Annotated in this window: 14 protein-coding genes; 10 read left to right on the forward strand and 4 right to left on the reverse strand. The window is 42.9% G+C overall.

Annotated elements, in window-relative coordinates; translation table 11 throughout:
* Positions 1 to 69: 69 nt before the first annotated feature.
* Positions 70 to 1,530: an alpha-L-fucosidase gene (locus tag NST58_RS11895; RefSeq protein ID WP_339247910.1), complete on the reverse strand. Its 1,461-nt coding sequence runs from the start codon at positions 1,528 to 1,530 to the stop codon at positions 70 to 72.
* A 120-nt stretch (positions 1,531 to 1,650) separates the two neighbouring features.
* On the opposite strand from NST58_RS11895, the gene NST58_RS11900 reads away from it, so the two are divergent.
* On the forward strand, positions 1,651 to 2,481 hold the full coding sequence (locus NST58_RS11900) for an AraC family transcriptional regulator (RefSeq protein ID WP_076193801.1): 831 nt from the start codon (positions 1,651 to 1,653) through the stop codon (positions 2,479 to 2,481).
* Between the two features lie 66 nt (positions 2,482 to 2,547).
* On the opposite strand, the gene NST58_RS11905 is transcribed toward NST58_RS11900, so the two are convergent.
* Positions 2,548 to 5,658, reverse strand: a complete 3,111-nt coding sequence (locus NST58_RS11905; RefSeq protein WP_076193804.1) for a glycoside hydrolase family 2 TIM barrel-domain containing protein — start codon at positions 5,656 to 5,658, stop codon at positions 2,548 to 2,550.
* A gap of 120 nt (positions 5,659 to 5,778) precedes the next feature.
* Between NST58_RS11905 and NST58_RS11910 the strand changes: the two genes are divergently transcribed.
* Entirely contained in the window at positions 5,779 to 6,603 is an 825-nt protein-coding gene (locus tag NST58_RS11910; RefSeq protein WP_076143215.1) for an AraC family transcriptional regulator, read from the forward strand.
* A gap of 167 nt (positions 6,604 to 6,770) precedes the next feature.
* Complete coding sequence (locus NST58_RS11915) at positions 6,771 to 7,676, forward strand: hypothetical protein (RefSeq protein WP_076130585.1); 906 nt, start codon at positions 6,771 to 6,773, stop codon at positions 7,674 to 7,676.
* 47 nt (positions 7,677 to 7,723) lie between these two features.
* On the opposite strand, the gene NST58_RS11920 is transcribed toward NST58_RS11915, so the two are convergent.
* Positions 7,724 to 8,593: an AraC family transcriptional regulator gene (locus NST58_RS11920; protein WP_076130584.1), complete on the reverse strand. Its 870-nt coding sequence runs from the start codon at positions 8,591 to 8,593 to the stop codon at positions 7,724 to 7,726.
* Positions 8,594 to 8,730: 137 nt separating this feature from the next.
* On the opposite strand from NST58_RS11920, the gene NST58_RS11925 reads away from it, so the two are divergent.
* Positions 8,731 to 11,397 carry a family 78 glycoside hydrolase catalytic domain gene (locus NST58_RS11925; protein WP_339247915.1) on the forward strand — a complete coding sequence of 889 codons (2,667 nt, stop codon included), beginning with the start codon at positions 8,731 to 8,733 and terminating at the stop codon, positions 11,395 to 11,397.
* 172 nt (positions 11,398 to 11,569) lie between these two features.
* Complete coding sequence (locus tag NST58_RS11930) at positions 11,570 to 13,951, forward strand: alpha-L-arabinofuranosidase C-terminal domain-containing protein (RefSeq protein ID WP_076193808.1); 2,382 nt, start codon at positions 11,570 to 11,572, stop codon at positions 13,949 to 13,951.
* A 72-nt stretch (positions 13,952 to 14,023) separates the two neighbouring features.
* Here the strand turns inward: NST58_RS11930 and NST58_RS11935 are convergent, their stop codons facing one another.
* Complete coding sequence (locus tag NST58_RS11935; protein ID WP_076187265.1) at positions 14,024 to 15,529, reverse strand: alpha-N-arabinofuranosidase; 1,506 nt, start codon at positions 15,527 to 15,529, stop codon at positions 14,024 to 14,026.
* A gap of 150 nt (positions 15,530 to 15,679) precedes the next feature.
* Here NST58_RS11935 and NST58_RS11940 point away from each other — a divergent pair, with 150 nt between their 5' ends.
* The 5 genes from NST58_RS11940 to NST58_RS11960 all read left to right on the forward strand — a co-directional run bounded on the left by NST58_RS11940 (position 15,680) and on the right by NST58_RS11960 (position 21,477).
* Positions 15,680 to 16,582, forward strand: a complete 903-nt coding sequence (locus tag NST58_RS11940; protein WP_076130581.1) for an ArsR family transcriptional regulator — start codon at positions 15,680 to 15,682, stop codon at positions 16,580 to 16,582.
* Positions 16,583 to 16,753: 171 nt separating this feature from the next.
* Positions 16,754 to 17,761: a LacI family DNA-binding transcriptional regulator gene (locus NST58_RS11945; protein WP_036689737.1), complete on the forward strand. Its 1,008-nt coding sequence runs from the start codon at positions 16,754 to 16,756 to the stop codon at positions 17,759 to 17,761.
* A 179-nt stretch (positions 17,762 to 17,940) separates the two neighbouring features.
* Positions 17,941 to 18,882, forward strand: a complete 942-nt coding sequence (locus tag NST58_RS11950; protein ID WP_036689816.1) for an ABC transporter permease subunit — start codon at positions 17,941 to 17,943, stop codon at positions 18,880 to 18,882.
* A 14-nt stretch (positions 18,883 to 18,896) separates the two neighbouring features.
* The gene (locus NST58_RS11955) at positions 18,897 to 19,784 is read left to right on the forward strand and encodes a carbohydrate ABC transporter permease (RefSeq protein ID WP_036689738.1); all 888 of its coding nucleotides are present in this window, start codon (positions 18,897 to 18,899) and stop codon (positions 19,782 to 19,784) included.
* 55 nt (positions 19,785 to 19,839) lie between these two features.
* Complete coding sequence (locus NST58_RS11960) at positions 19,840 to 21,477, forward strand: sugar ABC transporter substrate-binding protein (RefSeq protein ID WP_038569996.1); 1,638 nt, start codon at positions 19,840 to 19,842, stop codon at positions 21,475 to 21,477.
* Positions 21,478 to 21,492: the final 15 nt, after the last annotated feature.

The following is a 21,492-nucleotide window of genomic DNA, read 5'->3' on the forward strand; positions in this document are numbered from 1 at the left end:
TAAAAGAGTGTTCTCTGCTGGATGGGCAAGAACACTCTTTTTATAGGTTACGAAGTTCTGTAAGTGTCCCTAATCCAATTCAATCCGCAGAACAACCGGAGTATCACTGCGAACCGAGGTCGTTTTTATAACCAAGGCTTCATCGGTTCTTTCCCATGCAGGTTGTTCCTCAAAACCTAAGATTTTGATCTGTTTAATCATCCCATGGAAGTGCGCAGCGTTTTCTTTAAGGGATTTGATTTGCACTATACCGTTGTTTGGATAGACAAGAACAGTAGCGTAAAGATAACTGCCTTTTACCGTAAAGCGGATATCTTCATTAGTGAAAATTTTCGTGATCCCATCTGTAAACTGACCTTCAACGATCTCTGTAGGGCCTTCCCCGAAGGTGCGCCAGTAGGTCGTATCATAGATTGCTTCACCATTCACCTTTAGCCATTCTCCGATGCCAAGCAGAATTTCCTGATCCTGAGCTGGTATGCTGCCGTCCGCTTTAGGACCTATATTCAGCAGCAAGTTGCCGTTTTTGCTTACGATATCTATTAGATCTCTGATAATTTCTACGGCAGATTTATAATCATTTTCCGGAGTATAACACCATGAATTTTTAGCAACTGCTGTATCCGTTTGCCAGAAATAAGGTTTAAGCCCGGAGAAATGACCTCTCTCAATATCTGGGATTGCTGAGCCAAACATGAAGGCATCATGCTTATAATTGATTGCAACCGGAGTTCCCCATTCCTCTCCCTTATTGTAATAGTAAGCGGCGAACTTTTTGAGATAGGGTTTGAAGGCAGCTGTATGAATCCACCAGTCAAAGTAAAAGATTTTCGGCTGATAATTGTCTACCAGCTCGCAGCAGCGAATCAACCAATCCTCCAGAAATTCTTGATTAGGTGGGGAGCCGAATAAATCGTGATGATCGGGTTCGGGCATAGATGGCCAATAGAAATCTCCACATACAAGCGGTTCATGGATATCGGAATCAAATTCCTTGCCATGAGACAGGAAGAACCAGTGCTCAGCCCTATGGGAAGATACACAAAACTCTAATCCCTGCTGCTCAAAAGCGTCTTTCATTTCCCCGACTAAATCCCGCTTAGGACCCATCTCATATGTGTTATAGTGAGAGTAAGTGCTCTTATACATTTGAAAGCCGTCATGGTGCTCTGCAACAGGCATCACGTATTTGGCACCAGATAATTTGAAGAGATTGGCCCATTCCTCAGCATTGAAATGCTCAGCCTTGAACAAGGGGATGAAATCTTTATAACCAAAGGTTTTATGCTCGCCATAGGTAGCAAGATGATGTTCATATTCCCGTGAACCCTGGATATACATATTTCGGGGATACCACTCATTGGCGAAAGCCGGAATAGAATAAAGGCCCCAATGAATGAAAATACCAAACTTAGCGTTCTCATACCACATAGGCACTTGAAATTGACTTAGTGAATCCCAATCGGCTTTGAATCTTCCAGTTGCGATCGTATCTTCGATTACTTTTAAATATTTGTTTTTATCCACCATTTTGCAATCATCCTTTCAAACGTTTATTTCTACTTCATTGTAGTGATTGGAGGTGGAAATCAAAATGTAGGACATTAACTTTTAGATGTACAAAACTAACCTGATAAGGCGGAGTAAGGGATGGATAACCATGTTTTGCTTACAAATTATTTATCCAATTTAAAGGTTGATTTATTTATGGCTGATTACAATCTTTGTGGCCGTGACTGGAGAGATCTTGACTACACACCTGACTATAGTAAATTTTATTTTATTTGCGATGGGGAGGGTTGGTTAAAGATTGGGGATCGAGAATATTATCCGAAGCCTGGTCAGCTTTTTTTGATGCCTGAGGGAGTTAAGCAATCTTATTCTTGCATAAGTGATCAACCCTTTGAGAAGTATTGGTGCCATTTCAGCGCAAAAGTCGGAGACATTAATCTATTCAAAATGTTAGAGTTAAGTCATGTATGCAGAGAAGTAGATCCTCATGTAATCCAAAAGATTTTCAGCAGCCTAACGAGTCATATGAAATCTGATGCGGTGTATGCTCATTTATTAGCCAAAAGTAAGTTAATGGAGTTATTTTCTTATTTTATTATGAACATAGAAGTAGACGAAATCACCTTTAAGAATCTGAGCTCGATCGAAAAATTAACGAAAGTATTAACGTACATAGACGCTCATATCGAGCGAAATATCACCATACACGAGCTTGCCGAGATTGCGTACATGCATCCCAACTATTTTATCCGGCTATTTAAACAGCAAATCGGAGTTCCACCCATTCAGTATATCACCAGAAAAAAGATAACTAAGGCCAAGGAGCTATTGAGGGGGACGCAAAGTTCTGTCGGTGAGATTGCCCATGATCTTGGTTTTAGCGATCTCTATTATTTCTCCAAACAGTTCAAAAAAAATGTAGGTTTAAGCCCTTCGGAATTCAGACAAGGAACAGTAGCTGTGAAATAAATAGAAGAAGGCCGTCCTGTGTGGTAGAAACCAACCAGAGACGGCCTTTTTTATAAGTGGAAGAGATTAGAGCAGTGAGACAGTGAAACGGAAGATGTACGGGCGATTAGCCGGCAGAGTGAACTCTTCGTGGGTTGGTGCGCCCCAGCTGTCGTCCCCGCCAACACCCATTTGCTTGTAGTTGACTCTCAGTACGCTTTTGTTTGAGACTGGCAATTTATAGACGTGGTCATGGGCTTCCAGTTCCTCAGGCTTCCAAGGCAGGGCATTAATTTCGATAGGGTTTGCACTTTCAAAATAGAACCCTGATCCATCGTTGCCCTCTGTAATTGAAGCGAATCTGACATCAGTCTTGTTGCCGCACTCTTGAGGTTTGAGATAAGGCGTGAATTGATCACTGACCTTACCTGTGTAACGTCCAAGTGGGGCTCCGGTTTGCCGATCCCAATAATTCTCATGAGGTCCGCGGCCGTACCAAGACAGGGTATCAAGACTTCCATCTAGAACGAACATCATTCCGAACTCAGGGATTTCCGGCAGTTCGCTGCTGCCTGGACTCAGCTCTTGCGTGATCTCTAAAGTCCCGTCAGCGCGAATCACATACTGGACCCGAAGCGTGGAATCCGGACTTGTAGCCAGAAGGTAGCTGGCATAGACGAAACAGAGAGAGCCTTCGGTTCTAAATGTAAAGCTGATTAAGTGTTGTTTATGCGATGCCTGCTTCCATACTGCACACCGCTGTGGCAATTTATTGCCACAATCATTATCTGTGACTGCTCTCCAGAAGTTAGGTCTTACAGGCTCAAGCAGACGTTCTTTGCCTGAGGAACGATAAGAGTTCAGAGCACCCATAGTGGTACTAAAGCTCAGTTCGAAATTATCACCTTGTACGTTCAAAACATTCTCAAGCTCGCTGACACGCAGTGTTTCTGCGGTTGTCTTTGAGGTACTGGTTACGAAACGAGGTGACAGAATGAACTGTTCCCAAGCGATTTCGTGATTGGCTTCTGCCCATATAGTTGCTGAAGGCTGAATAAAGGAAAGATTCAGAACTGCTTCATGATTGCCACGCAGTGAATCCAACTCGTAAGGAACTTTGCATGAAATGCTCTCACCTGGTGCACATGAGATCTTCAGCAAGCCTTCTTGCGCAGTTACTCCGTCTAAACGAACTTCCCATTTGAGATCGTATTCCTTTAAGTTGGTAAATAAGAAGGAATTTCGAATCTGGAAGAGTCCTTCTAGGATATTTTCAGCCGTTACTTTAATATTCTGATAACATTTTTTGACCTCAAAGAGCTTAGGAGTAACCGTACGATCAGCAAAAAGTAATCCGTTGCCACTAAAATTGCCGTCATGAGGCGATTCACCAAAGTCCCCGCCATAAGCGAGATATTCAATTCCTTCGGAGGTGTGGGTCCGAATGGCTTGATCTACCCAATCCCAAATGAATGCACCTTGAACAATGTCATATTTGTCGAACAAGTCACAGTATAAGTGCAGCCCACCGCATGAATTGCCCATGGCATGACTGTATTCACAGAGGATATAAGGCTTCTTAGGATTATTAAGCGCATATTTTTCAACATCCTGCGGTTTAATGTACATAGTAGATTCTATGTCACTTGCTGCTTCCGATTCTCTACAGTGAAAGATTCCCTCATAATGAACCGGCCGCGAAGGATCGATTTCTCTCAGGTAGTCGTGCATAGCGATAAAATTGTCGCCTCCGAAAGATTCATTGCCGAGAGACCATATGATGACTGAAGGGTGGTTTTTATCCCTTTGCATCATGGAGTTGCAGCGGTCAATGACATTGGCCCGCCATTCCGGTTTGCTTCCAGGGACATTCCCGTCATTCAACCCTTCTTGGCTGTATGCCCAGGTGCCGTGAGTTTCCAGATTAGTTTCGTCAATCACATATAATCCGTATTCATCACATAACTCGTACCAGATAGACTGATTCGGGTAATGGGAGGTTCGAACAGCATTAATATTATGTGTTTTCATTAATTGGATGTCGCGCAGCATATCTTCTTTGGCTAAAGCACGACCTGTGTCGCAAGAGAATTCGTGGCGATTGACACCTTTGAGTACGATTCTTTTGCCATTGATCTTCATAAGTCCGTCTTTAATCTCAAACTTGCGGAATCCAACCTTACAGCTGACCGTTTCTTGTGTATGCCCGTTGCCGTCATTTATAGACAGAACTAAGGTATAAAGATAAGGGGTTTCAGCACTCCATTTAAAAGGCTGCTCAACCGGGGCAGCAAGCTTGAGTTGTTGAACGCCTTCTTGCTCAAAGGAACCAGTAGCGGAGATAGGAGTCTCCCAAACAGGCTGGCCCTCTTTATTGTAAAGCTGCATTTGCAGTGTATATGGGCTTTGCTCGTTAAAGTAATTTTCCACCTTGATATCTACATTTAAATCCGCATGTACGAAGTTTTCATCCAGATCTGTGTGGACGAAATAATCAGCAATATGAACGGAAGGAGCCGAATAAAGATAGACTTCCCGAAAAATACCGCTCAGGCGCCAGAAATCCTGATCCTCTAGCCAGCTGGCATCACACCAACGATAAACCTCGACAGCTAGTTTGTTGTCCCCTGCCACTAAATATGGGGTGATATCGAATTCTGATGGAGTAAATGTATCTTCACAGTACCCGACAAGTTCACCGTTTACCCATACGTAGAAAGCGGATTCAACACCCTGAAAGCTTAGGTACACCGGTTGACCGTTCCAAGACTCAGGTACAGTAAAGGTTCGTAGATAAGAGCCTACTGGATTATATTTTGTTGGGGCAAAGGGGGCTTTAAGCTCTGGCTCGGATTCCGCCCAAGGATACCGGAGATTTGTATATTGTGGGTAGTCATAATCTTGGAACTGCCAGTGGGACGGTACAGGAATTGTATCCCAAGTACTGCAATCAAAATCGGTTTTATAGAAATCCACAATTCGTTGATCCGGTGTTTCGGAAAAAGCGAATTTCCAAAGCCCATTGAGGGTTTGGTAGAAAGGTGAGGTTTCTTTATCGTTAGTTAGCGCTTGGGATAAGCTACGGTAAGGGATCATGGAGGCATGTGCATCCAATCGATTCAATTCAAAAGTCTCTGGGTTGTTATTCCATTCCGGATAACCGTTAGCAGGTGGCTGGTAGACAAACTTTGCTCGCATGAGTTGATCTCCTTTATAATCATTGTAATGTTATTATATTCATATTATAAGTTGAAGTAATGTTAGGATAAATAAAAGAATTTTAGTCCCAGATAACAAAATATGAAACGAGGACTTTTTATGGAGAGCAAAATTATTTTTTGCCAAACAGAAGATGTAATCATGCTGCCGCTTTATGCTACAACCCTTGGATTTTGGGAGCATCAGCCAGAAACTATACGTCCTGCAGGCTTTCCAGACTATCAAATACATCAGATTCACGAAGGCAAGGGTGAGCTTATCATTCATGAGAACCGATATCTCGTGGGTCCAGGGGATGTGTTCTTTTTGTTCCCGGATATTCCTCATTCGTATGCCCCTATCAGTGGGAAGGAATGGAAGGTATCATGGGTCTCGTTCAATGGCAGAGAGGTTGGTCAAATGCTGCTCTATGCGGGCATCCGCGAGTCTGGTCCTGCTAGATTAAAAGAAGATCAATGGCTCAATCCTCTAAAGCAAATCCTTATGCTGCCAGATAGCAATGAGCTGGAGACTAATTTGGCACGATCTAAACATCTTTATGCATTGCTTCTGGATTTAAAAAGAAAGCTAGTATCGCCTCTGAATGAGGCACATGAATTGGAGCGAATTAAGCCGGTGCTGCGTTATATTGAGAGCAATCTGCATAGGACGCTTCCTTTAAAGGAGCTGGCGGAGATTATTTCTGTATCGCCACAGTATTTATGCAGGCTTTTTCAAAAAACAATTCATGATCGACCTGTAACCTATATCAATAAGCAACGTATCAATTTGAGTAAACAGCTTATGTTTAATGGACGCGATAAAAAAATGTATGAAATTGCCCAGCTAGTGGGTTTTGATAATGCTAGTTACTTTTGTTTGGTGTTTAAAAGATTGACAGGGATGAGTCCTGAGCAATTTAAGCAGCTGCATGGTTTGGATTAGATAAACGCTTACTTGTTACCGTCTAGCACAACATGATATAGTTTACTTGAGTTCCTGCGATGTTTTTTTTGCGGCTTAGCCCATACTTTTACTGCCACAAGAATTCAATACATAGAACCAAATTAACGATCTGAAATGACGAAAAGCATCAGGAAGGAGACATCATTTTGAATGAGAAGCTAAAGCAAGCCTATGAGCGTTTGAACTTGCCTGAAGACGTTACCCGGGAGGAATTGAACAAAAGGTTAGATATGCATTTGAAACGCCGTCGATCGAATTCGACTGAAGATGAGGTTGCAGCTTATGAAGAGGAATTCCGCGCTTACAAAACCATCCTAGATGGCTTGGATCAGAAGGAGATTCAGGAAGCAGAGGACAAGCGGCTGGAGAAGTGGGGAGCCATGTCCGGCGTAGCACGTAAATCGGAGAATTTCTTTCGCCTCTACAAAACGCACACTATTATTTCTATTATCGTGCTGCTGGTAGTTATCTTTGGAGGGAAAGCGCTCTATGATCAATGGCAGGAAAGAAAATATGAAGCTACGCTCCCACCGGTAGATGTTCGAATCATGTTCCTAGGCAACTATGAATCTCAGGACTCGTCAGGTAAGAATGAAGAGCTAAAACAAGAAATCATCAAACGTTACCCGGCTTGGAAGAGAGTGGAGGCAGAAATCGTTTATCTACCCTCAACAGGTGGGACGGACGGTGGAGCCTTGGATATGAGCTATATGCAGCGGGCTATGGCGATGCTGGCAGCCGATCATCCGGATATCCTGATTATGGATGATGCTACTTTTGAATGGATTGGCCAGCAGTCGGGACTGCAAAATCTGGAGTCGTTTATTAAATCCGCAGGACTTCCTCTTGATGATAACCGTCTGAAACGTATGACTAACCCGGAGAGTGGTCAAGAGCTGATTACTGGCATAGATATCACAGATACGGATTTTGCTACAGAACTCCCTATCCATTCAAATCAGATGATCGTCGGAACGTTAGGACAAGATGACAGTAAGACTAAATCAACTGATTTTGTTGAGTTTTTACTTAAACAGATCACTAATCAATAAATTAATAGGGCCGATGTTGTATGGATGTTCATACGACATCGGCCTTTTTATGATCTGTAGAGCTTGCGGTACGCGATGGGTGTCTGGCCGACTATTTTTTTGAATACAGCGTTAAAGGAGTCGATGTCACGGTAACCCACTAGCTCGGCAATCATATTAATTTTATGTCCAGAAGTACGCAGCAATTCACAGCTTTTATGCATTCGCAGATTCTTCAAGTAGGTCCCAAAGGACTGGCCAGTATGCTTGTGGAACATGCGCTGAAGATGCCTGCTGCTCCACTGTGAAATACGGGCTAATTCGGCAAGTGTAATCTTTTCCGACAGATTATGCTCTAGGTATTGAATGACTTGCGTGAAGTCTGCCATATCCATCGTAGATTTGTCATCTTCTCCGTATTTTTGCCTGTACACTGCTATGATTAATTGACTTAAGAGGGTGTAAAGCATTGTTTTGGAGCCCATACCGGATACCGACATTTCATGATATAAATTCAGCATTAAGCGCTCAATAGAGCCATCTCGATCTGAGACGGAAAAGTAAGATGAGCTGCTACTCCCAAGAGTGGCTAGGTGCTCCCGGATAGATGGCTCTTGAAGGACGATATTTAATTGCTCCACCATTTGCATATCAAAAAGGCAGTTATAGACGATCAGGCGATTCCCTAAAGTATCAGAAGATGCTGGACGGAACACATGGGGGGCACCTACAGGAATCACGAACAGCATTCCTTTTCTAACGGGAAAGATCTCATTTTCAAGGTGATGAAAACCTCTTCCTTCAGCTACATAGCAATACTCAATAAATTCATGAGCATGAAAAGGGGCATGGAAGTTCTCTGAATAGCGGTTAACGAGCAGATGCAGATCGTTTTGAAAAAAAATTTCATTTTTGAACAACTCGGTGGTTCGTTGCATATTGAATTCCCCCTTCCAGATTCATGGCATGATTGCAGGGATATGATGTCCTTTTTACCGGGTGATGAAAGCGGTAACCCAGCTATAATTATAGGGCAAAGACTAATTTGTCGCTATAGAAGGAGGTTTTTATCTATATGTTCGCAATGACTAAGCTTCGTTGTGAGTACAAAGAAAATCCGCTAGGAATTGATGTGATCAGACCCAGAATCAGTTGGCAGTTAGTTTCAGATGACAGGGACTGCATGCAGTCTGCTTATCAAATTCAAGTGGCGGAGAATATGCTTTTTCAAGGCAAGCTATGGGATACAGAGGAAGTAAAGTCTTCTCAATCGATCCATGTTGAGCTTGAAGGTCTGCTGCTGGAAGCTCGCACGCGTTATTATTATCGGGTTCGGGCATGGAATCAGAATGCAATAGACTCGGGTTGGTCTGAGGTTGCATTTTTTGAAACCGGACTATTAGATGCAGGGAATTGGCAGGCGGAGTGGATCAGCGCTCCTACAGCCTCTTTTTCACAAGATTCTGAGATTTGCCCACAGCTTCGTACATTCGTGGATGTAAAAGGTCCAGTGGAAAGTGCAAGGATTTATGCTACTGCTTTGGGCTTGTATGAACTGCAGCTGAACGGAAGTCGGGTGGGAGATCATTATTTTACTCCAGGCTGGACCAGTTACAGTAAGCGGCTGCAATATCAAACTTATGATGTCACAAAGCTTCTGCATGAAGGTGCGAATGCGTTAGGCGCACTGTTGGGCAATGGCTGGTACAGAGGGTATTTGGGCTGGGATAATCAAAAGGAGATTTATGGATCAAAGACTTCACTTCTGCTGGAGCTTCATATCCGGTACGCAGACGGTTCAAATGAGCTTATTAGCTCAGATCAGAATTGGCAGGCTGCAAAAAGCGCAATTATGATGTCTGAAATTTATAATGGTGAAACCTATGATGCTCGGCTGGAGCTGGATATCACCGATCCTTCATCAGAAGGTTGGCATCCAGTGGAGATTATTAATTATTCCAAAGCGATCATCGTTGCCCAGGAAAATGTGCCAGTGACACAAGTTGAAACCTTGAAGCCGATTGCACTGCTGACTACCCCGCAGGGAGATAGAGTGCTGGACATGGGCCAGAACATGGTAGGGTGGTTAAAATTTAATGTAAAAGGTCAATCTGGTCAGGCGGTAGAACTTCAGCATGCTGAAATATTAGACCGGGACGGAAATTTCTACACGGAGAATATGCGTAAAGCGAAACAGTGCATCCGCTATACTCTGAAAGGTGGAGAGCAAGAGGCGTATGAACCGCATTTCACCTTCCAAGGCTTTCGGTATGTGAAGCTTAGTGGGTTCTCAGCAGATCTTCAACTAGAGGATTTCACAGGAATTGTGATGCACTCTAATATGGAACGTACGGGTGATTTTCAGTGCTCAGATCCACTTGTGAATCAACTGCATCACAATATCCTGTGGGGGCAAAAAGGGAATTTCCTCGATGTGCCCACTGATTGTCCACAGCGTGATGAGCGGCTCGGCTGGACGGGGGATGCTCAGATGTTTGTCCGAACAGCCTCCTATTTGATGAATACGGCACCTTTCTTTACGAAATGGTTACGGGATTTGAAGGCAGACCAAACCCCTGAGGGCGGCATTCCGTTTTTTATTCCAGAGCTGAGAGCAGCGCCTCCTGGCGACGGAGATACTAACCATTCTTCTGCAGCCTGGGGGGATGCAGCTACGATCTGTCCATGGACAATCTATGAAATGTACGGCGACAAAAGGCTGCTTGCAGAGCAATACGAGAGCATGAAGCAATGGATTTCATATATCTATGCACAGGGAAGTAACCCTTATCTGTGGAATACTGGCTTTCATTTCGGCGATTGGCTAGCGCTTGATTCCAAGCCAGACAGCTATGTGGGAGCTACAGATCGGGATTATGTCGCCACCGCTTTTTATGCCTATTCCGTTTCTCTTACTTTAAAAGCGGCAATAGCCTTAGAAAAATCGGAGGACGTGGACTATTATAGTGAGCTGCACGCCAAAATTATAAAAGCATTCAGTAATGAGTTCATAACACCTGCGGGAAGGTTGTCCGTCTCTACCCAGACTGCACAGATATTAGCCCTACGTTTCGATCTTATAGAAGGGGTCGCCAAAGAACGTGCAATTCAGAAGCTAACTGAGCTGATTGCTGAAGCTAAGGATCATCTGACTACTGGATTCGTGGGCACACCATATCTGAATCCTGTGCTCAGCGAGATTGGAAATAATGAACTCGCGTATAAGCTTCTTTTTCAAAAGGATTATCCATCCTGGCTGTATCAGGTGACGAAAGGTGCGACTACGATTTGGGAGCATTGGGATGGGATCAAGGAGGACGGCAGCTTCTGGAGTGCAGATATGAATTCCTTCAATCATTATGCCTATGGCGCAATAGGTGAATGGTTGTATCGTTACGTTGCAGGAATCGGAACTGATGAGTTGGAGCCTGGTTTCAAAATCGTTCATATCAAGCCACAGCCTGGCCCCGGTCTGGATTACGCAGAAGCTAGTCTTGAAACCATGTACGGAAAAGTAGAGTCAGCGTGGCGGCGATCAGAGGATGATGGAATGATGATTCACGTTACGATTCCTGCCAATACCAACGGTATTGTCGTTCTGCCTGGAGCCAATCAACTAGGGTTATTAGAAAATGAAGTTCCTGTGGAGCAGTCCAGAGGCGTGCACAGCATCAGCTTGGTCGATAACGGAGTGAGACTTCAATTAGGTTCGGGCAGCTATCAATTTACGTATTCTTTATAACCTTTACTAGGGGGCTTCCTAGTGTGAACTGACATCGAGGGGTATTCGGTGTCAGTTTTTCGTTTTCGAATTGACGAATGTAGAGAGGAGTTATTATAATGATTTATATTGATATGAACTAAGTAATATAAATATAAATTAAATTTGGATTCACAAGGAGGAAGACAAAAGAATGAAGACAGAAGGAAAATTGACGATACATACGCAGCAGCGGGGGGCGGAGTTAGGCGATCTATTCGGTATCTTTTTCGAGGATTTGAATCATGCGGCCGATGGTGGGCTTTACGCTGAACTAGTTCAGAACCGATCTTTTGAATTCGACCCGATTGACCGGGCAGATTATCATGCGCTGATGGCTTGGGAGCCTGTAGAACGTGGAGATGGAAAGGTAAATATCTCTGTAGAAGACAGCAAGCCCTTAAATGATCGTAACCAACATTATGTTGCCATCGATATTGTGGCTGAAGGTGACGGCGTTGGCCTGATGAATCTAGGCTTTAACAGTGGTATTCCGGTAAAAGAAGGCGAGAATTATAACTTCTCAGTGTATGCCCGCCGGGAGACAAGCTTTGATGTGCCGCTTACCGTAAACATCGAAAGCACAGACGGCACCATTCTTGGTGAAGCGAAAATAGCCGTAAGCAGCTCTGAATGGACCCGATATGAAGCCGTTATTACAGCTAATAGCACGGACACAAGCAGTCGTCTTGTAATCGTTACCAAAGGTAACGGGAAGGTATATCTGGATATGGTTTCCCTGTTTCCTGAGAAGACCTTTAAGAATAGACCCGGAGGCATGCGTGAAGATATTTCGCTGCTGCTCGCTGATTTAAAACCTAAATTTATGCGGTTCCCAGGAGGATGTCTGGTGCATGACGGTTCCTTGGATCCAGATGACAGAGACTCCATGTACAGATGGAAGAATACGATTGGGGATGTTGCACAAAGACCGGCAAGACGCAATAACTGGTCATATAATCAGACGCTTGGGTTAGGTTATTATGAATATTTTCAGTTCTGTGAGGATATTGGAGCTAAGCCGATCCCCGTTCTTCCGGGCGGCTACGACCCGCATCATAAACGGATGGTACCGCTGGATGAATTAACGCCTTGGATTGAGGATGCTTTGGATTTAATTGAATTCGCCAAGGGGGATTCTTCCACGAAGTGGGGAGGCATTCGTGCAGAACTGGGTCACCCTGAGCCTTTTGGGCTGGAGTATGTCGGCATTGGGAATGAAGAGGTAGGTGCACCCTTTTTCGAGAGATATCCTTACTTTCATCAAGCCATCAAAGCAAAATATCCGGAAATCAAGGTCATTAACTCTAGCGGTCCGTTCTCTGCCGGCCAGGAATATGAACGGGGCTGGACGTCGGCAAAAGAGAACAAGTCTGACCTCGTAGACGAGCATTATTACTGTACACCTGAATGGTTCCTGGCTAATCATCATCGTTATGATGACTTCAAAGCCGATGAGCCAAAGGTATTCCTCGGTGAATATGCTTCATGGGGCAATACCTATTACAATGCATTGGTGGAAGCAGCATTTATGACAGGTCTGCAAAATAATGCGCATGCCGTTGGCTTAGCTTGTTATGCTCCAATGCTCTGCAATGTGGATTATATTAACTGGAAGCCGGATATGATCTGGTTCAATAATCATGAAGTGTACGGAACGGCAAACTATTATGTGCAAAAGCTATTTATGAACCATCAGGGAGATCATTTGCTGAAGATGGAAGCAGATGGCTTCACGGCACCGAAGGAAAGCAGAAAGGAAGCGATCACTGGAGCCGTCAGTTTCGGTGTGGATGCCTCTGCTGCTCGTTTCTCCGAGATCACCTTAGTCAACAATCTTACGGGAGAAGTGAAGACGTATTCTGACTTATCAGAGGAAGTTTCAAATCTGCCTGACCCTGCTCAGAACAAAACGGCTAATCGGACACTAGAGCTTGGTGAGACAGAGTGGGAAAACTATACTTTGCATTTTAAGGCTAGACGAACCGCAGGAAATAAAGGGTTTATCTTCTATTTTGGTAAAGCGGATGATCAGAATCATTTGTACTGGGAGCTGGGTGGCTGGCAGAATCAGGATTCGATTGTGGCCTCAATTATCAACGGAAGAAATTCTGTTCTGACGCATGCTATGTTTACGGTTGAAACAGATGTAGAATACGATCTTAAGCTAGAAGTAGTGGGCAGACAGATCCGTACTTTTATTAACGGAGAACTGGTGAATGAGACAGAAGATAAACTTCCGGTCATCGAACCGCTGTATTACACGGCAAGTGTGGAAGATTTAACGGGGGATATTATCCTCAAGACTGTAAACGTACAAGAGAACAGCGTTTCTGCTGAGGTTGTACTGGAATCTTTGGCAAAAGAAGCACTGACCATCGAAGTCTATGAAATGTCGGGATACCCGCTTGAGGACGAAAATAACTTCGAGAATAAGCAGCAGGTCTCTCCGAAACAAACCAGCTTTAAGACAGAAGGAAGCAGCTTTAGTTATGAGTTTCCGAAGCAATCCGTGACAATTTTCAGAATAAAATAACGAAGACGCCCCCATGAATCGATGGCTTATTAAAGATTCATGGGGGCATTTCTATGACTATTACAAGTTAGCTTAGCCGTTCACCCGCAGACGAATCACATTCCAGGAAGCTTTTGCGAGAAGGGCTTTTACATGTCCACTCTCAACAACGGCTTTGCCTTGGCTAGGCATCACGTTATGAGGATTGGATTTGGTATTTACAGCTTTTATATCTTCATGTTCCAGTACAATATGTTCAATAATGTTTACGGAACTGAAGCTGCGCAGATCCACGTCGAGCTCTAGTCCTTCGGATAAATGGCGGTTTACAGCGAAGACGGTTACTTCATTCAGCTCTTCGTTGTATACACTAATGGCTTCCAAGTAAGGCACATCAGTGAAATCTTTGGAATCGTATTTAGGGCTGGAAATCAGCGGGTGAAGTACGGTTCCACGACCATAAAGGGAAGCATGCAGGTACGGATAATAAGTAGTCTGCAGCCAAAGCGGTCCGCCATTTTCAGTCATAATTGGGGCGATTACATTGATCAGCTGCGCTAAGCAGGCCATTTTCACACGATCAGCATGCTTCAACAATGAAATAAGACAGCAGCCCACAACAAGTGCATCTTCAAGAGTGTACACATCTTCGAATTCTGGCGGTGCGATCTGCCAATGTTGTTCGGCACGGCTGCTGCCTTGTGATTTCCATACATTCCATTCATCGAGCGACAGATTAATTTTCTTTTTGCTCTTTTTCTTCGCTTGAACATAATCACAGGTGGCAGCCACACTGCTGATGAAATGATCCAAATCCATAGAGCGGGCTAGGAAGTTAGGCGTGTCGTCATTGTTGTTATTGTAGTACGTATGCAGTGATAAATAGTCCACATTATCATAAGAAAGATCAAGCACGGTAGCTTCCCACTCGGCAAAAGTGTCCATGCCGCTGCCGGAGCTGCCACAAGCCACAAGCTCAAGCGTTGGATCGACCCAGCGCATAGCTTTTGCAGTTTCGTTCGCTAACCGTCCATATTCGACCGCGGTTTTAGCTCCAATCTGCCACGGACCATCCATTTCATTTCCGAGGCACCAGGTCTTAAAAGCGTGAGGCTCTTTATACCCATGAGAGATCCGCAGGTCACTGTAGTAGGAGCCGGAAGGATGATTGCAGTACTCTACTAGATTTCTAGCTGCATCGATGCCGCGTGTTCCAAGGTTAACTGCCATCATGACTTCGCTGCCTACGAGCTTAGCCCAATCTGCAAATTCGTTGGTACCCACTTGATTGGTTTCCGTGGTCCACCAAGCTAATTCAAGAGATTGCTTGCGTTCGTGCTTGGGTCCAACCCCATCTTCCCAATTGTAACCGGATACAAAGTTGCCTCCAGGATAACGGATGATAGGAACGTTTAAGGCACGAATAGCTTCGATGGCATCGTTCCGAAAACCATTCTGATCCGCAGTAGGGTGACCCGGGTCATAAATGCCACCGTAAACTGCTCTTCCTAAATGTTCGATAAATGAGCCGTAAATCCGCGGGTCTACTTCAGCTAGTCTGAAATCTTTGTCAATAATCATTGTCGATTTAATCGGCATGAGTGTACAGCTCCCTCTAGTTGAATTAATGATTTCACTAATTAAGTAATTGTTTTATGATTACATGATACTGATTTTAGCTTATAATAAGCAATGAATTAATTTAGGATTCGTTAAAATACTAATTCAATAAGCATTGGAGACGTTGAAATGTACTTAACCACAGATTCTGAATCCTTGCAGGTGTATGAAGCGCTGGCAAGTGAAGTTAGGCTGCGAATTATTGAACTTCTGGACCGCAGAGAGATGCACATCAAAGAGCTGGCAGCGGAGCTCTACCTTAGTAGTGCAATTGTCAGTACTCATGTAGCAAAGCTGCAAAAAGCAGGCCTGATCAGTTCTAAAATGAGACGAGTAAATGGAGGGACCTATAAATATTGTTCTTTGTCTGCGAATTACCTGCAGATTAAATTATCGGGCTCCCGTGGAGTTGCCAGAAAGGTGGTTGAGGTGTCTATCCCTGTAGGGCAATATACCGATATTCAGGCTTTACCTACCTGCGGGATTGCTACTACTGAGAAGCTGATCGGCTATTATGATGATCCACGTTATTTTCTGGACCCGGAACGGGTGAATGCCGGCATTGTATGGTTTGCGAAAGGTTCTATCGAGTACAAGATTCCAAATTATCTATTTCAAGATCAAGTGGTGCAGGAAATTGAGATTTCGCTAGAAATAGGTTCCGAAGCTCCACATGTAAATGAGAAGTGGCCGTCGGATATTGGCTTTATGATGAATGGTCAGGATTTAGGAAAATGGACCAGTCCGGGCGACTTTGGCCTCACTAGAGGACGATTAAATCCCATTTGGTGGCGTTCGGATGTTAACCAATATGGTTTGCTGAAGGTTCTGCGGATTAATACAGGTGGAACCTTTGTAGATGGCCAGCAAATCTCAGATATTACCTTGGAGGATGTACGAGTAGAGCAGGATCAGTGGACCTTTCGTTTAACGGCAGAGAATAGCGGACGGAGAAGAGGGGGACTAACCATATATGGCCGTGGGTTTGGGAATTACGAGCAAGACATTATGTTTAGAGTGTATTATGAATGATTTCGAGTTTGCAGAAGAGGTGTTTTATAAGATTCTGTAGAAAATTTAAGCTTGTGTACCAATTATTACCTCTGATAAAATAAAAATAAAAAATATATTGTAATGAAAACGTTTTTATGTTAATTTAAATCTATAAAAACGTTTTTATTCGTAAAGGAAGATTGAATCATTATGGAAAAGGTAACGATCAAAGATGTTGCCAGAGAGGCTGGAGTCTCCATTTCTACGGTTTCCAACGCGCTAAATGACGTAGATGTATTGAACCCGGAGACGAAATCACATGTTCTTAAGGTTGCGAAGCGATTAAATTATGTTCCTAACCTGAACGGTAAGCTCCTTAGGAATGGGAAAACCAAAATGCTGGGTTTTTTCACAACAAGTGTGTCGGGTCCATACTTCTATAAGCTGGTTGAGTCCATGTCGCGTGAATGTGATCGGCTAGGTTACGGGCTGAATGTATTTGTTACCAAGGATAAACAAGTGATTATGAGCAATATTCTAGGCCGGCGAGTGGATGGTGTCATTATCTACGAAGAGCTGAGAATAGACGAAGAAGAAATTGCTGCAATGGTGAAAGACAAGATCAAGGCTGTATTTCTGGATCGGCCGCTTAAGAACGACACGATGGGAAGCGTGATATTTGATTCCTTTGAAGCGGGGTTTGAAGCGACCAAATATTTAATCAGTCTAGGGCATAAAAAGATTGCTTACATATCTGGTGTGGATGAGATGTACGACAGTGTTCAGCGGAGAGAAGGATACTTAGCTGCTTTGCGTCAGTATCAGCTACCCACGCATGAAGAGTATATTATACAAGGATATTTTGAAGAAGAAAGCACTTACAACGCTATAAAATCTTTTCTTCACTATAGTCCTGATAAAATACCTGATGCCTTCTTAGCAGGGAACGACTTGAGTGCAATTGGATGTATTCAAGCTTTGAAATCGCATGGATACGAAGTTCCGCTAGATGTTAGTGTTATGGGGTTTGATGATATTGATATTGCGCAATATTTCTCACCGCCTTTAACTACTGTAAGAAATCAAATTGCTAGACAAGGTATTTTGGCCATTAATCACCTCGTTCGTATGATTCAGAAGAAGGAACAGGGCGAGATGATGAAATTGGCGGGTGAATTAGTTGTAAGAGGTTCTAGTCAAGTAAAGATTGGTCGGTAAGAACACATATATGTAATGGGTTCAAGGTTTCACCCGATCATTTTTTAAAATTTTGTTGTTTTGGGAGGGTTTTTTTTTCGAAAAAATAAAAACGTTTTTATTGTTTGGGGATCATGATTCGGAGGGGAGAAGAAAAAGTGGATAAATTAGCCGTAGTGCCAACAAACGGAAAGAATCCAATGAGCGGGAAAAAGCCTATGGGGCAGAGGGTCAAAGAATTTGTAATTGATTATAAGAGACAATGGGAAATTCAATCCATGGTCATCCCGGGAATTATTTTTATGATTATCTTTTGTTTTATTCCGATTTACGGATTGACGATTGCTTTTAAAAGCTACACCGTAATTGATACGCTCGATTCTGCACCTTGGGTAGGGCTCGATAATTTCAGAATTATTTTATCTGATAAATATTTTTGGGACGCTGTAGTCAATACATTAGGGATCAGCTTTCTGAAATTAGCCATAGGGTTTGTTATTCCTATTATTTTATCCGTTATGATTTACGAATTAAGTGGTGGACGTTTTAAAAAGATAGTGCAAACCATCTCTTATTTACCACACTTTTTGTCCTGGATCGTTCTCGGCGGGATGCTGATTGCCTGGTTTTCCTCATCCGGTATGTTTAATGAGATTATGCTCAGTTTGGGACTGATTTCGAAACCGGTAAATATTTTGCTTGATGCGAATAAATACTGGTGGATTGCAACGTTATCCGATATTTGGAAAGAGGCTGGTTGGGGAACGATTCTCTACTTAGCCATTATGTCGAAAATTGATCCTACTTATTATGAGGCTGCCAAAATAGATGGCGCAAGCCGTATGAGACAAATTTGGAATATCACGCTTCCTAACATGAAACCGATTATCAGTTTAAATCTGATTCTCACTGTAAGCGGTTTATTAGGATCAAATCTGGACCAAACCCTGGTATTGATGAATTCTCAGAACCGCGTTAAGGCGGAGGTCATTAATTCTTATGTGTATCGTATGGGTATGACGCAAGGTGACTTCTCTTATGCTACTGCTGTTGGTTTAGGTGTCTCCATCGTTTCAGTCATCCTACTGATTAGCGCCAACAAAGTATCCAGTAAATTAAATGATAATCAATCAGTTCTGTAGAAGGAGGCATTTCTGTGAATCGTACGGTGGCTAAAGAAGATCTCGATAGTCGAATCTTTAATACCTTAAATATTATCCTGCTCTGTATTTGTACAATCATTATTGTCGTTCCTTTATGGAATGTAGTCATATCCTCTTTAAGTTCGGGCAAGGCGCTTGCGGAAGGCGGATTCATATTTTGGTCTCCAGAGTTCTCTTTGGAAAATTATCGTGCTGTATTTCAAGATGAGACCATTGGTTTAGCATTCGTAGTATCGCTTGCCAAAACATTCATTGGTGTCATTACCCACGTATTCTTTTGTGCCATGATCGGTTATGGCTTGAGTAAGAAATACATACGTGGACGTAAGCTGTATGTTGCCATGGGTGTAATCACTATGTTTTTCTCTGGTGGAATGATCCCTACGTATTTATTGATTAAATCATTAGGCCTCTTAAACAGCTTCTGGGTTTATATTATCCCGGCCTTGTTCAGTTATTATGATGTAGTTATTCTAATGAACTTCTTCAGAAATGTACCGGATTCACTTGAAGAGTCAGCCAAAATTGATGGTGCAGGTGACTGGCGCATTTTCCTAAAAATCTTTATCCCTCTTTCCATGCCGGCTATGGCCACCATTGCGTTATTTAACGGGGTTGGGCAGTGGAACGACTTTATGACTACCAAGTTATATATTACCGATCAATCGCTCTACCCGCTGCAGATGAAGCTCTATGAAATCATTGTTCAGTCGCAAACACAATCCATGCAAAATGTTGGTGGATCTGCGATTATCGAAACTACGACTAAAGGGGTTCAACTAGCAACAATTGTCATTACAACTTTGCCGATTGTTGTGATGTATCCAATATTACAGAGGTACTTTATCTCAGGCATGATGATGGGGGCGGTGAAGGAATAGTAAGTAAATCTCCAAGTAGTGAATGCTTACAAAACATTTTAGGGGGAAATAAAAGATGAACAAAGCATTTGGGAAAAAAGGACTCAAACTTTGTACGGCACTTATGGCTGTTGTATTAGTATTTACAGGTTGTGGATCGAAAGGTAATTCTGACAGCTCCAGTAAAGAGTTAAGCTCCATTGAAGGCCGTTATACTATAGATCCGGAAACACCGGCATGGAAGCTGGATACAAAAAAAGAGACAACAGATCTGACTTGGTACGTGAATGCAGACTGGTGGAATACTGATTTCGGAAAAGACCTTGTCACCAAGAAAATTAAAGAGGATTTAAACATCAACATTAAATTCATTACAGGCGATGACACTAAGCTGAATACGATTTTTGCCGGCGGTGAAATGCCAGATCTGTTGACTATTTTTGATTCCAACTCTCCAGTCGTACAAAAAGCTGCTACATGGGCATTGCCTTTAAATGATCTGGCAGATAAATATGATCCGTATTTCAATAAAGTTGCAGAAAAAGATACGATGAACTGGTTCCAGTTAGCAGATGGCAAGACCTATGGATACCCTAACTATTCCAATACGCAAAACGATTATGATAGCGGTAACATCCCTGCTAAAACAGCCTTTGTCATCCGCAAGGATGTTTACGAAGCCATTGGAAAACCAAGCTTTGGAACTCCTGAGGAATTCAAGAGCGTTATGCAACAAATCAAAAAACAATTCCCGGACATGATTCCTTTTGGTTTTAACTCCATTGGTTCAGGCACTGGTTCTTTGGGAGATGTATTGGAGGACTTCATCGGAGTGCCGATGGAAACTGAAAATGGCGAATTCTACAACCGTAACCTGGATGAGGATTACTTGACTTGGTTGAAAACGTTAAATGAAGTCTACAGAAATGGTGATATCAGTGATGACAGTTTTGCTGATGACGGTACTGCCTTTGAAGAAAAAGTGAAATCTGGTAAATATGCAACAATACTTTTGGATGGAACCCCTCAACAAAGTGGTAACCTGCAAATCTTCATGACAGAAAATCCAGGCAAGGAATATATCGCTATTGATGGCCCACAAAGTACTGTTGGACATGAACCAACGTTGAATCAATCCGGAATTACAGGTTGGATGATTAGCTATGTTACTAAAAAGGCTAAGGATCCTGCAAAAGCGATTCAAATTTACACTTATTTGCTCAGCGACGAAGGACAAAAGCTCATGAACTACGGTATTGAAGGAGAGACCTATAAAGTTAATGACAGCGGTAAAATTGAATTCTTGCCTGAAATCAAAGACCTGCAATTAAATAATGCCGATAAATTCAAAAAAGATTACCGGATGGGCGAATTTATGTTCTTTGGACATGACCGTGATAAAGCGCTGAGTAATGACGCATTCGCAGATTCCATTAAACAAATGCAAGAGTGGGGCAAAGGAAAGCTAAAACCACACTTTATTCTTGAAAATATTAACCCGGCTCAAGGAACGCCTGAAGCTCGCAGTCTTACTGCAATTGATACTACTTGGAACACTACGCTTGTAAGTATGATCCGCGCTAAAGACGATGCTACATTCGACAGCACCTTGGCTGCTTACAAAACATTTTTGAATGATAACAACTGGGATAAGATTGTAGAAGTTCGTTCTGAAAAAATGAAAAACAACAAAGAAAAATTAGGCCTTAAATAAGTTAGATAATAGAAT

The sequence above is a fragment of the Paenibacillus sp. FSL R10-2796 genome (assembly GCF_037965315.1).
Classification (GTDB): domain Bacteria; phylum Bacillota; class Bacilli; order Paenibacillales; family Paenibacillaceae; genus Paenibacillus_AQ; species Paenibacillus_AQ odorifer.

Bases quoted from the DNA above. Each gene is read 5' to 3' on its own strand.
- NST58_RS11895 (WP_339247910.1), bottom strand. From the start codon at position 1,530: ATGGTGGATAAAAACAAATATTTAAAAGTAATCGAAGATACGATCGCA.
- NST58_RS11900 (WP_076193801.1), top strand. From the start codon at position 1,651: ATGGATAACCATGTTTTGCTTACAAATTATTTATCCAATTTAAAGGTT.
- NST58_RS11905 (WP_076193804.1), bottom strand. From the start codon at position 5,658: ATGCGAGCAAAGTTTGTCTACCAGCCACCTGCTAACGGTTATCCGGAA.
- NST58_RS11910 (WP_076143215.1), top strand. From the start codon at position 5,779: ATGGAGAGCAAAATTATTTTTTGCCAAACAGAAGATGTAATCATGCTG.
- NST58_RS11920 (WP_076130584.1), bottom strand. From the start codon at position 8,593: ATGCAACGAACCACCGAGTTGTTCAAAAATGAAATTTTTTTTCAAAAC.
- NST58_RS11925 (WP_339247915.1), top strand. From the start codon at position 8,731: ATGTTCGCAATGACTAAGCTTCGTTGTGAGTACAAAGAAAATCCGCTA.
- NST58_RS11930 (WP_076193808.1), top strand. From the start codon at position 11,570: ATGAAGACAGAAGGAAAATTGACGATACATACGCAGCAGCGGGGGGCG.
- NST58_RS11935 (WP_076187265.1), bottom strand. From the start codon at position 15,529: ATGCCGATTAAATCGACAATGATTATTGACAAAGATTTCAGACTAGCT.
- NST58_RS11940 (WP_076130581.1), top strand. From the start codon at position 15,680: ATGTACTTAACCACAGATTCTGAATCCTTGCAGGTGTATGAAGCGCTG.
- NST58_RS11945 (WP_036689737.1), top strand. From the start codon at position 16,754: ATGGAAAAGGTAACGATCAAAGATGTTGCCAGAGAGGCTGGAGTCTCC.
- NST58_RS11950 (WP_036689816.1), top strand. From the start codon at position 17,941: ATGAGCGGGAAAAAGCCTATGGGGCAGAGGGTCAAAGAATTTGTAATT.
- NST58_RS11960 (WP_038569996.1), top strand. From the start codon at position 19,840: ATGAACAAAGCATTTGGGAAAAAAGGACTCAAACTTTGTACGGCACTT.